This is a genomic window from Parasynechococcus sp. (assembly GCF_042954325.1).
GTDB lineage: Bacteria > Cyanobacteriota > Cyanobacteriia > PCC-6307 > Cyanobiaceae > Parasynechococcus.
The window spans coordinates 53,002-67,986 of record NZ_JBGKDS010000033.1; the positions used below are offsets into that span (position 1 = coordinate 53,002).

Here is a 14,985-nt window from a genome sequence, read left to right on the forward strand (position 1 = left end):
GAACGGCTGTTGAATGGCTGCAGCAATCCATCGGGTTGATGGGCTCGCCTTCTTCGCTTTGATTCGTTCACTCGCCCTGGCCATGTTGAGCGCCGCTGTGCTGAGCGGCTGCCAGGTCGAAGCCACAGGTGACCGGCTGACCGTGGCCTCCGCCGGGCGCGTCACCTCCCTGGATCCGGCCCAGGCGAGCACCGTCAGCGCGATTCAGCTGCTGAGTGCCCTTGGCGATCCTTTGTACAGCCTGACGCGCTCGGGCGCGCTGGAGCCTCGTCTGGCCTCCGGCCCCCCAAGCGTCAGTGCTGATGGACGCACGGTGACGATTCCGCTGCGAACCGATGTGCTGTTCCACGATGGCAGCCGCTTCGATGCCGAAGCGATGGCCTTCAGCCTGCGCCGGTTCCTGGACATCGGGACGCTCAGTTATGTGGTGGGCGGTCGTATCGCCGACATCGAGGCCACGGCGCCCCACGAATTGACGCTCAAGCTGAGCCGTGCGTCCACGTCGCTGAACGGACTGCTGACAGCCATCAACCTCACCCCGATCTCCCCCAGCGCCTATCGCAATCACCAGACACGGTTCCTCCACGATGGCTTCATTGGCACAGGCCCCTACAAGTTGGTGCGCTTTCGCGACGACCAACAGCGTCTGGTGCCCTTTGAGGGCTACTGGGGTGAAGCCCCGAAGAATCAAGGCCTGGACCTGATCACCCTGAGCAATTCCACAGCGCTGTTCGGCGCCTTGCGCAGCGGCGAAGTGGATGTGCTGATGTCCGGTTCCATTGACGAGGACCAACGTCACACCCTGCATGAAATGGCAGGGGAAGGCCGCTTGCGGGAAGGCGTCGGCCCGGCGATGGAAATCGGGTACATCACCTTGCTCAGTAATGCCCCGCCACTGCAAAACCCACAGCTGCGTCAGGCCATTGCCCTGAGCCTGAATCGAGACGAAGTCAGCGAACGGGTGAGCTACGGATTGCGCGCACCCTTGCGCTCCCTCATCCCGCCCAGCTTGCGGATGACCCCCACCGACAGCTGGCCCTCCCATGCTCCTGACCAGGCCCGCAGTCTGTTCCGCGAGGCCGGCTACTGCGATGGGAGAACGCTGGAGCTACCCCTAACCTTCCGCTCGAACGTTCCGGCCGACAAGTTGCTGGCTCTCACCTGGCAGGCCCAGATCAAACGTGATCTCAGCGACTGCCTTGTGCTCGATCTCGATGGGGTCGAATCCACCACGGTCTATCAACAGCTAGGGCAAGGGGCCTTCAAGGCCGTGATGCTCGACTGGCGCGGGACCTATCCGGATCCAGAGGCGTATCTGACGCCCTTGCTGAGTTGCATCGATGCGGATGGAGCCGTCTGTCGCTCGGGGGAAGCCGCGATCAGCGGCAGCTTCTGGTCGGCACCTGATCTCCAGAACACCCTGCTCACCAGTGACAACCAGCGGGGAGTCGAACGCGACCGGACGTTGCAAACCCTGGAAAACATCAGTGCCAAGGGAGCGGCCTACATCCCGGTATGGCTGGAATCACCGAGGGCCTGGTCCCAGCGCAGCGTCAGTGAGCCCGAATTCGATGGCAGCGGTCACCTTCGCCTCGATCGCCTCAGGAGGCGTCAGCCATGAGCCGCTTCGGGAATCTGGCCCGTTATTCGGCCACGCGCTTGGCCCTGGCGCCGGTGATGCTGTGGCTGATCTCCACACTGGTGTTCCTGTTATTGCGGGTGGCTCCAGGGGATCCGGTGGATGCAGTCCTCGGCAGCCGGGCGCCTGCGGACGTCAAAGCCAAACTGCGCGAGCAGCTTGGTCTGGATCAATCGCTGCTCCATCAGTACCTCGACTACCTCCAGGGGCTGCTGCCGGTCCACATCGAGCGGACGCCCGATTTTTCTGACATCGAAGGGTTGAGCAGCCTGAGTTGGATTTCCCTGGATCTGACCACCCCTTGGGATGGGCAGCATCTCTTTCTGGGAATCGGGTCTGACCTGATCAACCTTGGACGATCCCTCATCAACGAGGAAACGGTGCTCTCGATCATCGGTCGCACCCTTCCCGCCAGCCTTGAGCTGAGCGTGATCGCGCTGATCCTGGCGGCGTTGATCGGACTGAGCATCGGCTTCACCGGCATCGCCCGCCCCGAAGGAAAGCTTGATCTGACAGGGCGTCTCTACGGCCTGGGCACCTACGCCCTTCCTCCGTTCTGGATCGCCATGCTGTTTCAGCTGCTGTTTGCGGTGGTGCTGGGCTGGCTTCCCGTCGGCGGACGCTTTCCACCCAGCCTGATCCCGCCCGATGGCAGTGGCTTTTACCTGTTCGACAGCGTGACCAGCGGCAACTGGTCGGCCGTCAACGGCACGATTCGTCACCTGATCCTTCCAGCCAGCACATTGGCCGTGCTCCTCAGTGGCACTTTCACCACGGCACTGCGGCTCAATCTGAGGCGAACGCTGCGCAGCGATTACGTGGAAGCGGCCCGCAGCCGAGGCCTGAGTGAAACCCAGGTGGTGCTCCGCCATGGGCTGCCCAATGCCCTTTTACCGGTCCTCACCATCGCTGGAATCACCGTGGCATCGTTGATCGGGGGAGCGCTATTGATCGAAGTCACCTACTCCTGGCCGGGCATCGCCCTTCGCCTCCAAGAAGCGATCAACCAACGCGACTATCCCGTCGTGCAGGGGATCGTGGTGGTGATTGCTGCCCTGGTCGTTCTCGTCAGTGTTGCCGTGGATTTACTGGTGGCAACGCTGGATCCCCGGATCCGTTACTGACGTCGCTTCACCAGATCGAGGCTGTCCTGACGATTGAGCCGATGCCATCGGATCCGCTCTCTCTGAGCGTGGCTGGAGGCACCCACCGCTTCGAGTCGTTCCACCTGCTCGAGAAAAAGCACAACCTCGTCGAGAAAAATGCGTTGCACCGCCTCCGGCTGCACCCCGACCAGGTCTTCACCCAGTTGAAAGAGGTCCTCGGACTGGCCTGAAGCCGAGCTGGACTCAATCCGGATCACCGAAAAGTGACTGGCCCCTTCGGCGATCACAGCACGACTGCTGGGGTGCGTCCCCAGCGCTCCGAGCAGAGTGAGCTGTTCCTCCAGTGGAGGCGTAATCAGATCCAAGGTTCCACCCAAAACCATCAGGGGGAGGGGCAAAGCTGCAGATGTCGGAGCCGGCCAGAGCAAGCTGCCGAAGCTGTTGAACGCAACGACGGCGTCCACCGGATCCGACACCTCGAGCGGATGGAGGACCCCACCGGCCGCGAGTTCGCACTGCATCAACAACGACAGGTTGGTCAGAGGCAGATCAACCAGGGCCTCGGAACAGGTTGGCGACAGCTCGGATGCCGAAGGAGCCCCCATCGCCAACAAGGCCGTGAGTGCGCCAAGGGAATGCCCCATCAGGACAACACGGTCCCCATGGACCGGAAGGTCACCACGGGTGCGCGCTTCGATCACGGCGCTGATGTCATTCAGCCTCTTCTCCAGGGCCTCGGCACCGTCGAAGGTCTGACGGCCTTCCAGGAGCTCTTGGATCGCCGCACTGTCGCTGCCGGGATGCTCAAGCAGGACCACGGACCAACCCGAGCGCGACAACCCATCCGCCAGCCAGAGAAAATGGTCCGGGTCCCCTCCCAGACCCGGCATCATCAGGACCCAATTGGAGCGTTGCGGTCGCTCCGGAGTCCAGATCTGCAGGGCCAGATCGGACCTGCGGTGCTGGGTGGCCAGCTCGACCACGTGGCGACGGACGGCGACGGCGTCGGTCCCGGAGGCAAAGGAGCGGGAATGGACCACCGGCTGACGTGCCAACTCGCGGGTGAACGCCTGCTGGCGTTGAAGTGACTGCTGCCAACGCTGACCGGCCTGAACGAGGGCATCGAGATCCAGGCGCAGACTCTCGACCGGAAGCGCTTCCAGCACATCCAAGGTCGTGACGCTGCCGCGCTTCGCCAGCAGCCCCTCCAACGTTGTCAGCACAAGATCCGACGCTTGGGTCGACCCTGCATCCACCTGAATCAGCAGAGCCAGCGCATCGAGCAAAGGGCCTGCAGCCCAGCTGCGCAACATCTGCTGACCAAAGCTGCGACGGGTCAAGACCGGGGCCCTCAACAGGGTCCGCACGCCATCGCGACTGACGGGGTCAAGCAACGTCAGCCAGGTGGCCAACTCCGAGCGCTGCCGGCCCTCGGATCGCACCCAAGCGCTGAGATCATCGACCAGGACTGGCAAGACGATCCCATCGATTGCAACTTCCAAGCGCTCAGCTGCAGACACGGACCACGTTCCATGGGCAGCAAGCAGCAGACTGCTCAGCACACCCACTGCGACTCGTCGTCCTGATAAGCGTCCGCCCAGCAACGCCAAACCCCCTGCGGTGGTGGAACCAGTTTCCTCCAGGTCTGCGCCTTGTGACACGACTGCGTGTTTTGACGTCGATCGGAGCAGGCGGGGTGATTTTCATGACGCCGCTGATCTTCCATGCCATCGACTTCTCTGCCAGCGAAGTTGGCAGCGGATTGGCCATTTCGGCGTTGATCGGAACGGCGGTCCGTCTGCTGAGCGGCAGCCTGTTGGATCGCGGCCTGAGCTGCTCATGGCCCGTGCGTGGCACGACAGTCCTGGCGATCCTTGCCGACCTCATTCTGTTTCGAGCCACGAGCTATCCCAGCTATCTGTTGGGTCAACTGCTGCTCGGAACGGCTGCGGGGCTGTACTGGCCCGCGATTGAACTGGCCGTTCCCCTGAGCTGCGGTCCGATGCCCTCCAGCCGTGGCTACGCCCTGGTTCGCAGCGGTGATGCACTCGGCATCGGGATCGGGGCCCTGATTGGCACCCTGGCAGCGATGGCAGGCGCGTTGCGTCTGGTCTACGGCGTTGAAGCGATCTGCATGGCCACGGTCTTGATCCTGATCTCGATCACACCCCTGCTGAGCCAACGCCCAGGTCTGCGCGACAGCGCCGATGCCCAGATCCAGACACCCTCGTCCTCCGCTGGTCGTTGGTCCTGGCTGATGCCGCTGATGCCGGTGCTTGGCGTGAGCATCGTGGCCACGGGGATTCTGTCCCTGCAGCAGAGCGCACTGCCCCTGGACCTCGTTCGCGGTGGTCTGGAACGGCCTGGTCTCAGCGAAGGGGCCAGTGGCGCGTTAATCGCCCTGCAATTGGGACTCCTCGTGATTCTCCAATGGCCTGTTGGCCGCTGGCTGTCCGAACGTCCACCCGCTTTCGGACTCGGCCTCAGTCTGTGCTCCTTCAGCGTGGGTTGTTTGCTCCTCGGTCTGTCCTCCCTGCTCAGTCAGGGCACCGGGCTTGTGCTGCTGGCCCTGTTGCCCATGGCCCTGGCCCAGGCGGCTTTTCTGCCCACGGCGACAGAAGCGGTGATCGAGGAAACACCCGTGCAACATCGCGGTCTCGCCATGGCCTTGTTTTCACAATGCTTTGCGGTCAGCGCCGTCGTTGCACCACTGTTCGCCGGAGCACTCCTGGATCGGCAGGGCCATGGCCTGGTGCTGTGGATCTTGATGTCAGGGGCCTGCCTCGCCGTCTTGCCGACCCTGCAACGCCTACGCCCCCGGTTCAACACCGATGGCAGCGCCACCGAGGCCGGGCTTCAGCAGCAGGGATCACGGCAGCATCAGACGGTCGATGTTGTAACAGGGGGTCCAGGCGGTCTCCGTTGAAATCGGCTGGCCACTGCGATTGCGCAATTCATAGCGGCAAAATCCATCGGATTGCTCCAGGGCAGGCCCAACCACCAGCAGCTTGAGGGGATCAAGTTCCAAACGATCGGAACTTTTGAATGTGGGCTGACGCGACAGCACAGCGGTGCTGCGCAGGCTGAATGTCATCGCCTGAACCACCGGAGCCACGGCGATCACGCCTCCAACCAAAACGAGAAACAGGCCATGACACCGGCGGAACACGGGCATGGATCTTGCAGACTGGCCCGATGAACCTAGCCATGCAACCAGCCGAGACAACAGTGCAGGCTCCAAGGCTGATCATCCATGCAGGAACCCATAAAACTGCGTCGACTTACATCCAGGAACGACTGCGTTGCAATAAGTCTCAACTCAAGCGCCTCGGTATTACCTACCAGGATCCCGATCAGTGCAGACCCAAGGCCAAAAAACTGGCGGCAGCTCTATGCAAACGGCAATGGCATAAATGGGAGCGACTCTTCGATGACCACAACGGAACAGACATCCTGCTGAGCGCCGAGCAGTTCTGTGTTCCGTTAACCGATCAGGCGACGATTCAATCGCTCGAAAATCTAGCCAGACGCCATCACTACCAGCTGATCATCATCATTTTCATCCGCAGCCAGCTGGACTACATCAACTCGCGATATGTGTATTCATTGCGACGTTTTTACCATCATCAAAGCTTCGAAGAATTTGCCAATCATGCCTTAAAAGGAAAATTAAAAGGCGAAAAAAAATCCCGAGGAAAAATCCGTCGGCGTAGCGATGTCTTTGATTTCTGGACTTACTTCCAACCGCTCCTTCAGGCGCGCTCCAAGGGGAGCCAAATTGCGTTCCTCCCCTTCAAAAAAGACAACCAGGACCCCTTTCTCGCCTTGATCGAGACCATCGGCCTGAATACTCAGCAACGCTGGAAGCCCTGCCGCAACCAGCGACACCTCAATCGCAGCCCTGGCACCCGAGGGGTTTGCCTGGCACGCCTGCTCAGCCAACAGCTGGCGGAAGCCAACATCAGCCCCAAACAAATCAGCAACTCCTCGCAACTGGTCCTCCTGGAAGAACAGCGTCAGCACTGGCGCGACCCTGCTTTCTGGGGGTATGACCGAAAACTGGCTGATGTGGTGTGCAGCCACTTCAAGGACAACAACCAACGCTTCGCATCCATGGCCTGGGGGACCAGCTGGCAAGAACAATTCCCATCGGACGACGACGCTCTGAGTCGCCAGCGCAGCCACTACGAACCGCCCTCAAATTCAGAAGAGGAACGGATGCATCGCATCTGTCAACGGATGCTGCGTGAGATCCAAAGCCAAGTGAAGCGAAGATCCTGACCTGCTGACGTCACAGACAAGCTGCAAAAAGAGCTCTTGATCGGAGCCATCAGAGCAACCCAATCACAACCAGGGAGGCCAAGAGGCCTTCATTCATGCACCCGTTCAGTTCACACGACAAAGAACAAAGAGGGCAGGAAATCCTCAGATCGCTTAAAGACAAGGCGGGCACGATCCAATCAAGAAGCACAGAACAAGCCGACCAAAGATCCGATCAAAACCACCGACAATGCACAACTAGCAAGAGCTCGAGTCAAACGAGGTAAACTATCGAGAGCTTTGACTAGCATGGGACAAAACCCTTACAACGATCTTCCTAGCAGCGCATTTTGGAAGACTGGGGTCGCAGAAGAAAATCCATATCTTATTGATGGCATCTACAAAAAAAAATTCAGCATCTCCCCAAAAGCAAAAATCGTCACAGCAGGATCCTGCTTCGCCCAACACATCACCCGGCATCTCAAGAAGAATGGATATAACGTTTTAGATGTAGAGCCGGCGCCCCCCGGTCTCCCAGAGACCCTCCATCAAAAGCATGGTTTCTCAACATACAGCGCTAGATACGGAAACATCTATTCTGTCCGCCAACTCCTACAACTCGCCCAAGAAGTCACCAACGAGCGGACACCACAGAACTACATCTGGAAAAAAAATGGGAAATACTTTGACGCCTTAAGGCCAAATGTCGAGCCGGAAGGACTGGACTCCCAACAGGAAGTCATTGAGCATCGACAGTACCACCTCAAAAAAGTCCGAGAAGCATTCGAAGAACTTGATTTGTTTATTTTCACCCTCGGCCTCACCGAAATGTGGGTGGACAGAGCGTCAGGAACCGTATTTCCCACAGCGCCAGGAACAATCGCCGGAGATTTCAATGACAAAGAATATGCCTTTGAAAACGCACAATTTCGAGATGTTGTTCAAGACTTCAATCAATTCCAAAGCATCATGAAGCAGATGAGAGGCAACAAATCCTTCAAAACAATTCTCACAGTGTCGCCCGTCCCCCTCACAGCAACAGCCAGCGGCAAACATGTCTTGGTTTCCACAGCCCACTCAAAGTCGATTTTGCGGGCAGTCGCTGGCCAGCTGTCCAACAAAAGCAAGAAAATTGATTACTTCCCATCCTACGAAATTGCCACCAACCCCAGACTCCACTCAACAGCATTTTCAGGAAACCTAAGATCGATCAGAGATGAAACGGTTGACACTGTCATGAGACATTTCTTCTCGGAACATCCCGCCGTACAGAAAAAAAACCAGACATTAACGCCTGAGAACGAACTCCTTTCAAGGGAATCGATTCAATGTGAAGAAGCCATCCTGGAGATGTTCGCACAATGAAGCTACTTTTTTGCGGCGGCTCTCACCTGTCCAATTTAAAGAAATACCTCAGCTCAGAACTCCTGGGTTTTGAATCATCATTTCTCGTCACTGGTGGGGCTTATCAGTTCTGGTCAAGAGACGGACATCGATTCAAGACCAACGGAACAAAGGTCTCCAACCTGTTCAACAAGCCAGAAGATTTCGAGGTCGACCTGGCCAACTACAACAGGATCATCTTTGTGGGCCAGCTCCTCCAGCCCCATCGATGTTTCTACGGAGATCGGCCTTTATCAAAAGCACTTGTCAGAGAAATACTGAACCCAGAGCACTTTCCAGCTTGGATGAAATCCTTTCCTTCGAACAATATCAATTCATCCACATTTTACGAGAGTAACCCATGGTTTTACAACGAGCCATTGGCACTGTTTCCCAAGCTATCCACAGGCAAGTGCATCTCACTGGATGACCCGTTGCCAAGACATCCTGCATTTGCCTCTGTACCCAATCATGCCAAGCGCTCTTTTTTAGAGGAGGTCGACAATTTCTGCAAAAGAAATCAGATTCTTCGAATTCCCCAGCATCCATCGACAATTTCAAACTTTTATACAACCCTTGACGCATACGCATGTGAGGACCCAAATGATTTCACCCATGCCAATGAGCTTTATTGGCAGATCACTTGGAACGAACTACTGAAAGCACTTAAGACACACCAATAGCAGAGCAGGACAAGCGGTGCGCCCAAGGATCACCTTGACGGTCGTTGCCTTGAATGCAAGACAACAGGGAATGATTGAGACCAACCAAACCGTCTAGACGTTAAAGAGAAACTCCATCACATCTCCTTCGGCAACAACATAATCCTTGCCTTCGCTGCGCAACCAGCCTTTATTGCGGGCCTCAGCCAGGGATCCGGCCTCCAGCAACTTCTCCCACCCGATGGTCTGCGCTCGGATGAAGCCCCGCTCGAAATCGGTATGAATCACTCCGGCGGTCTGGGGTGCGGTCATCCCAGCCTTGAATGTCCAGGCCCTTGTTTCCTTTTCACCGGTGGTGAAGTAGGTCCGCAGTCCCAGCAGCCGATAGGTGGCCCGAATCAGGCTCTGCAGCCCGCCTTCTGTAACCCCAAGACCTTCCAGATAATCCGCGGTTTCCTCATCTCCCAGTTCCACCAGCTCCGCTTCCACCTGCGCAGAAATCCGCACCGTTTCAGCACCTTCCTTGGCGGCCAGTTCAATCACCTCGGTACAAAAAGCATTGCCCTCAGCGAGGTCATCCTCACTCACATTGGTGGCGTAGATGATCGGCTTGGCGGTTAACAGCCCCAAAGGCTTGATCAGAGCCTCTTCCTCATCGGTCAACGCAATACTGCGGGCAGCACCACCGTTCTCCAGAACCGCCTGAATCCGCTCAAGGGCGGCATCTTCAACCTGCGCTTCCTTACTCGTGCGCATCTGCTTTTTAAGCCGTTCACGGCGCTTTTCGATTTGGGACAGGTCCGCAAGACCCAGCTCCAAATTGATCACCTCAGCATCACGGGACGGACCGACCGAGCCGGACACGTGGATGACGTCGTCATCCTCAAAACAACGGATGACATGAACGATGGCGTCCACTTCACGGATGTTGGCCAGGAACTTGTTCCCCAGGCCTTCGCCCTGACTCGCACCCTTGACCAGGCCGGCAATGTCGACGAACTCCATCCGAGTCGGAATGGTGTTCTGACTCTTGCTCAGGGCCGTCAGCTTCTCCAGCCGTTGATCGGGAACCGCCACGGTGCCCACGTTCGGCTCAATCGTGCAAAACGGAAAATTGGCTGCCTGGGCCTGCGCATTGGCGACCAGAGCATTGAACAGGGTGGACTTGCCGACATTGGGCAGTCCGACGATTCCGGCTTTAAGCATCGGCGAAATTTAGCCGTTGTCGGTCAGCTTCCTGACTGACTCTCCCCAGGGGTCCAGACCACCAGCGAGACTGGTGTGAAGTTTTGTGGCCCGATGGTGCAACTCAAGCAGCGACCCAGCGCAGCCGATGTTGCCCCAAGCAAAGTTCCCGCCTTTGTTGCCCAGGCCCCCAAGCGACGCCTCGGCATCGGCCTCCTCGCTGGCCTTGCCCTGCTCGGCATCGGAACCGTCGCCGTTCGGCTCGGGCCCTGGAACGGAGCCGGACGGGACGTCACGCCCTATGTGGTTGAAGCAAGCCGAGGCTCCCTGGCAGGCGTCATCACCGCCAGCGGTGAACTGCAGGCGATCCGCCGTGTCAATGTCAGCCCCCGCAAGCAGAATCTGCTGCGCGAGCTTCGGGTCGACGAAGGCGACAACGTTCAGCAGGGCGACATCCTTGCGGTGATGGACTCCGGTGATTTCGACGATCGCCTCAGTGAGCGCCAGGCCCTGCTGCGTGAGGCTGAAGCCACCTACCGCAGCCGCGACGACGAATTCCTGCGCCGCCAGCAGCTGTACCGCCAGGGGGTGCTCAGTGCCATCGACTTCAACCGCAGCCGCAACCAACGGCTGGCCAGCGAAGCAGCACTGATTGCGGCTCGAGAACGCGTGGAACAGCTCGAAAACGAGGGGAATGAGTTATGGATCAGGGCTCCCTTCAGCGGCACGATCACCCGTCGTTTCGCCGAGCCGGGCGCCTTTGTTGCGCCGACGACATCGGCCTCGGCCACCGCCGGTGCCAGCAGTTCCTCAATTGTGGAGTTGTCCCAGGGTCTCGAGGTCGTTGCCCGCGTTCCGGAAAGCGACATCGGCCGGGTGAAGGTGGGGCAACGTGCCACGGTTCGGGTGGATGCCTATCCCGACCAACGCTTTGAAGCCGAGGTCCATGAAATCGCGCCCCGCGCTCAAAAGACCGACAACGTGATCTCCTTCGACGTCAAGCTGCGCTTCCGCGAGGCCGCAGAGTCCCTCCTGATCGGCATGACCACCGACATTGATTTTCAGACCGGTCGCAGCGCCCCAAAAACCCTGGTGCCCACCGTCGCGATCGTGACGGAAGCCGGTGAACCGGGGGTTCTGTTGATCGGTAACGATCAACAGCCGACGTTCACCCCCGTGGAGCTGGGCAGCAGCAGCGGCGATCAGACCGCAATCTTGAATGGGGTCGAACCGGGGACCCGCGTGTTCATCGACCTCCCCCCCTGGGCCGAGCAGGCCCGCGACTGAACCCCGACGAGATCACCACCTGCCTGACCGGAGACCCATGCCTGAGGCTGCCGAGAAGCCCCTTCTGTTGCTCGTGGACGGCCACTCTCTGGCCTTCCGCAGTTTTTATGCCTTCAGCAAGGGAGGCGAGGGGGGGCTGGCCACGAATGACGGCCGACCCACCAGCGTCACCTACGGCTTCCTCAAATCGCTGCTGGACACCAGCAAAACCCTGCAGCCCCAAGGTGTTGCCATCGCCTTTGACACGGCGGAGCCGACCTTTCGCCACAAGGCCGACCCGAACTACAAAGCCCACCGCGATGTGGCCCCGGACGTGTTCTTTCAGGATCTCGACCAGTTGCAGCAGATCCTGCGCGAGCAACTGCAATTGCCGCTGTGCATGGCACCGGGGTACGAGGCCGACGATGTGCTCGGCACCCTGGGCAACCGTGCGGCGGACTCCGGTTGGCGCGTGCGGATCCTCTCGGGGGACCGCGATCTGTTCCAGCTGGTGGACGATCAGCGTGACATCGCCGTGCTGTACATGGGCGGTGGTCCCTATGCCAAAAGCAGCGGGCCGTCCCTCATCCGCGAGGAGGGGGTGGTCAGCAAGCTCGGCGTGATGCCCGACAAGGTGGTGGATCTCAAGGCGCTCACCGGGGACAGCTCCGACAACATTCCGGGGGTGAAAGGAGTTGGTCCCAAGACGGCGATCAACTTGTTGAAAGAGAACACCGATCTCGATGCCGTCTACGCCACGCTGGAGCAAGTGGAGGCCGAGGGGGCCAAAGCCAGCCGCGGCGCGATCAAGGGAGCCCTGAAAGGCAAGTTGCGCGCCGATCGCGACAACGCCTACCTCTCACGCCAGCTCGCCGAAATCCTGGTGGACATCCCCCTGCCGGAGGACCCAACCTTTCCGTTGAAAACCGTGGATGGTGATGGGCTGAGTGCCCGGCTCGAGGATCTCGAGCTCAACAGCCTGCTGAGACAGGTGAACGGCTTCGTAGCCGCCTTCTCCGAAGGCGGCTACGGCGCGAATGCCGACAAGGTCAAGGCAAAGACACAACGCAGCACGCCCGCGGCAGCCCCCGAAGCCACCGTGACGGCAGACGCCGCCCCAGACCCGAGCCGTGACGCCATGCCGGTCTTGCGTCCGGAGCGCATCCAGACCGTGGAGGCCCTTGAGGCCCTGGTCAAGCAGCTCATGGCCTGCACCGATCCCCAGACCCCCGTGGCAGTCGACACGGAAACCACCGATCTCAATCCGTTCCAAGCGGAACTGGTGGGCCTCGGCGTCTGCTGGGGGGATGCCCTCGACGCCCTGGCCTACATCCCCATCGGCCACAAAGGAGGCGACGAAAGCAATCCTGAGCAACTACCCCTGGAAACCGTGCTCACGGCCCTTGCCCCCTGGCTGGGCAGCGCAGAGCACCCCAAGGCGCTGCAGAACGCGAAATACGACCGGCTGATTCTGTTGCGCCACGGCCTGGCCCTCAACGGTGTGGTGATCGACACCCTGTTGGCGGACTACCTGCGCGATGCCGCCGCCAAACATGGCCTGGAGCTGATGGCGGAGCGGGAATTTGGCTTCAAGCCGACGGCTTTCAGCGATCTCGTCGGCAAAAAACAGACCTTCGCCGATGTGCCATTGGAGGCCGCCAGCCTCTACTGCGCCATGGATGTGCATCTGACGCGCCGACTGGCTCTGCTGCTGAAGAACCAGCTGGAGACGCTCGGCCCCCAACTTCTTCCCTTGCTCCAGCAGGTGGAGCAACCGCTGGAGCCTGTCCTAGCGGAGATGGAAGCCACGGGGATTCGCATCGATGTGCCCTACCTCAATGAGCTGTCCACAGAAATGGGCACAACGTTGAAACGCCTGGAACAGGACGCCCGGGAGGCCGCGGGTGTGGAGTTCAACCTGGCCTCACCGAAACAACTGGGAGAACTGCTGTTCGACACCCTCGGGCTGGATCGCAAGAAATCACGCCGTACCAAAACCGGCTATAGCACCGATGCCACGGTGCTGGAAAAACTCGAGAACGACCATCCGGTGGTGCCTCTGGTGCTGGAACACCGGGTGTTGAGCAAGCTGAAAAGCACCTACATCGACGCGCTGCCACAGCTCGTGGAAGCAGAAACCGGGCGTGTCCACACGGACTTCAATCAAGCGGTCACGGCGACCGGCCGACTGAGCAGCAGCAATCCGAACCTGCAAAACATTCCGGTGCGCACGGAGTACAGCAGGCGCATCCGCAAGGCGTTCCTGCCCCAAGAGGGCTGGAGTCTGCTGAGCGCCGACTACTCCCAGATCGAGCTCCGCATCCTCACGCACCTCTCTGGAGAAGACATCCTTCAGGAGGCCTACCGCAGCGGTGACGACGTCCATGCCCTCACCGCCCGGTTGCTGCTGGACAAAGACGACGTCAGCCCCGACGAACGACGACTGGGCAAAACGATCAACTTCGGCGTGATCTACGGCATGGGAGCCCAGCGCTTCGCACGGGAGACCGGCGTCTCCCAGGCGGAAGCCAAGGACTTCCTCGCGACGTACAAACAGCGCTATCCGAAGGTGTTCGCGTTCCTGGAATTGCAGGAGCGACTCGCCCTCAGCCGGGGTTATGTGGAAACGATCCTGGGCCGGCGACGCCCCTTCCATTTCGATCGAAACGGACTCGGACGCCTGCTCGGAAAGGATCCACTGGAGATCGATCTTGATGTCGCCCGCCGCGGTGGCATGGAAGCCCAGCAGCTCCGGGCAGCAGCCAACGCCCCGATCCAGGGATCCAGTGCCGACATCATCAAAGTGGCGATGGTGCAGCTGCAGGCCGCACTGCATCAGCAGGGAATCCCAGCAAGGCTGCTGCTGCAGGTGCACGACGAACTGGTGCTGGAGGTGGCGCCGGATGCCCTGGAGACTGCCCGTGAGTTGGTGAAATCAACCATGGAAAGTGCCATCAAGCTGAATGTGCCCTTGGTTGTGGAGACCGGCGTCGGTGCCAACTGGATGGAAGCGAAGTAAACCACGCTGCAGGCAGGCTTTAGCCTCGGCCGCAGCAACAAAACAACTGTGACCCTGCGGCTTACCAACACCCTGACCCGCCGCACGGAAGCGTTCACCCCGATCACCCCAGGGAAAGCGAGCATCTACTGCTGTGGGGTGACGGTTTACGACCTCTGCCACCTGGGCCATGCCCGCAGTTACATCAATTGGGATGTCCTCCGGCGCTATCTGATCTGGCGCGGTCTGGACGTGACCTTTGTTCAGAACTTCACCGATATCGACGACAAGATCCTCAACCGGGCTGCTGAGGAGGACTCGTCGATGACCGCCGTCAGTGAGCGCAACATCGAGGCATTCCATGCCGACATGGATGCACTGGGCATCCTTCGACCCGATCGCATGCCCCGAGCGACCCAGTGCCTGGATGGCATTCGGAACCTGATCGGCGAACTGGAGGCCAAGGGCGCGGCCTACAGCGTCGAT

The 14,985-nt window shown here is 59.6% G+C and carries 12 protein-coding genes; 9 read left to right on the top strand and 3 right to left on the bottom strand.

What is annotated here, in order from left to right; genetic code table 11:
- The first annotated feature begins 82 nt into the window (after positions 1–82).
- Together ACGVKB_RS05270 and ACGVKB_RS05275 are read left to right on the top strand one after the other, a co-directional pair.
- Positions 83–1,621, top strand: coding sequence for an ABC transporter substrate-binding protein (locus ACGVKB_RS05270; protein WP_392350238.1), 1,539 nt, complete (start codon positions 83–85; stop codon positions 1,619–1,621).
- Positions 1,618–2,763 (top strand): ABC transporter permease, encoded by a 1,146-nt coding sequence (locus tag ACGVKB_RS05275; protein WP_392350226.1) that lies wholly within the window; start codon positions 1,618–1,620, stop codon positions 2,761–2,763. The genes ACGVKB_RS05270 and ACGVKB_RS05275 overlap by 4 nt, the downstream gene beginning before the upstream one ends.
- On the opposite strand, the gene ACGVKB_RS05280 is transcribed toward ACGVKB_RS05275, so the two are convergent.
- On the bottom strand, positions 2,757–4,406 hold the full coding sequence (locus tag ACGVKB_RS05280) for an alpha/beta hydrolase (protein WP_392350227.1): 1,650 nt from the start codon (positions 4,404–4,406) through the stop codon (positions 2,757–2,759). The genes ACGVKB_RS05275 and ACGVKB_RS05280 overlap by 7 nt on opposite strands.
- Before the next feature lie 44 nt (positions 4,407–4,450).
- Here ACGVKB_RS05280 and ACGVKB_RS05285 point away from each other — a divergent pair, with 44 nt between their 5' ends.
- Positions 4,451–5,671 (top strand): MFS transporter, encoded by a 1,221-nt coding sequence (locus tag ACGVKB_RS05285; protein WP_392350239.1) that lies wholly within the window; start codon positions 4,451–4,453, stop codon positions 5,669–5,671.
- Here ACGVKB_RS05285 and ACGVKB_RS05290 read toward each other — a convergent pair.
- The gene (locus ACGVKB_RS05290; RefSeq protein WP_392350228.1) at positions 5,615–5,920 is read right to left on the bottom strand and encodes a hypothetical protein; all 306 of its coding nucleotides are present in this window, start codon (positions 5,918–5,920) and stop codon (positions 5,615–5,617) included. The genes ACGVKB_RS05285 and ACGVKB_RS05290 overlap by 57 nt on opposite strands.
- A 32-nt stretch (positions 5,921–5,952) precedes the next feature.
- Between ACGVKB_RS05290 and ACGVKB_RS05295 the strand changes: the two genes are divergently transcribed.
- From ACGVKB_RS05295 to ACGVKB_RS05305, 3 genes are all read left to right on the top strand, one after another.
- Positions 5,953–7,026 carry a hypothetical protein gene (locus tag ACGVKB_RS05295; RefSeq protein ID WP_392350229.1) on the top strand — a complete coding sequence of 358 codons (1,074 nt, stop codon included), beginning with the start codon at positions 5,953–5,955 and terminating at the stop codon, positions 7,024–7,026.
- Positions 7,027–7,314: 288 nt separating this feature from the next.
- On the top strand, positions 7,315–8,370 hold the full coding sequence (locus tag ACGVKB_RS05300) for a GSCFA domain-containing protein (RefSeq protein WP_392350230.1): 1,056 nt from the start codon (positions 7,315–7,317) through the stop codon (positions 8,368–8,370).
- Positions 8,367–9,071: a hypothetical protein gene (locus tag ACGVKB_RS05305; RefSeq protein ID WP_392350231.1), complete on the top strand. Its 705-nt coding sequence runs from the start codon at positions 8,367–8,369 to the stop codon at positions 9,069–9,071. Before ACGVKB_RS05300 ends, ACGVKB_RS05305 begins: the two co-directional genes overlap by 4 nt.
- A 93-nt stretch (positions 9,072–9,164) precedes the next feature.
- Here ACGVKB_RS05305 and ychF read toward each other — a convergent pair whose 3' ends face one another.
- A complete protein-coding gene (ychF, locus tag ACGVKB_RS05310) occupies positions 9,165–10,256 on the bottom strand; it encodes a redox-regulated ATPase YchF (protein WP_392350232.1) in 1,092 nt (363 codons plus the stop codon).
- 93 nt (positions 10,257–10,349) lie between these two features.
- Between ychF and ACGVKB_RS05315 the strand changes: the two genes are divergently transcribed.
- The 3 genes from ACGVKB_RS05315 to ACGVKB_RS05325 all read left to right on the top strand — a co-directional run.
- The gene (locus ACGVKB_RS05315) at positions 10,350–11,522 is read left to right on the top strand and encodes an efflux RND transporter periplasmic adaptor subunit (RefSeq protein ID WP_392350233.1); all 1,173 of its coding nucleotides are present in this window, start codon (positions 10,350–10,352) and stop codon (positions 11,520–11,522) included.
- A 37-nt stretch (positions 11,523–11,559) separates the two neighbouring features.
- Positions 11,560–14,520 carry a DNA polymerase I gene (gene polA, locus ACGVKB_RS05320; protein WP_392350234.1) on the top strand — a complete coding sequence of 987 codons (2,961 nt, stop codon included), beginning with the start codon at positions 11,560–11,562 and terminating at the stop codon, positions 14,518–14,520.
- A gap of 48 nt (positions 14,521–14,568) precedes the next feature.
- On the top strand, positions 14,569–14,985 hold a 417-nt coding region (locus ACGVKB_RS05325), incomplete at its 3' end, for a class I tRNA ligase family protein (RefSeq protein ID WP_392350235.1).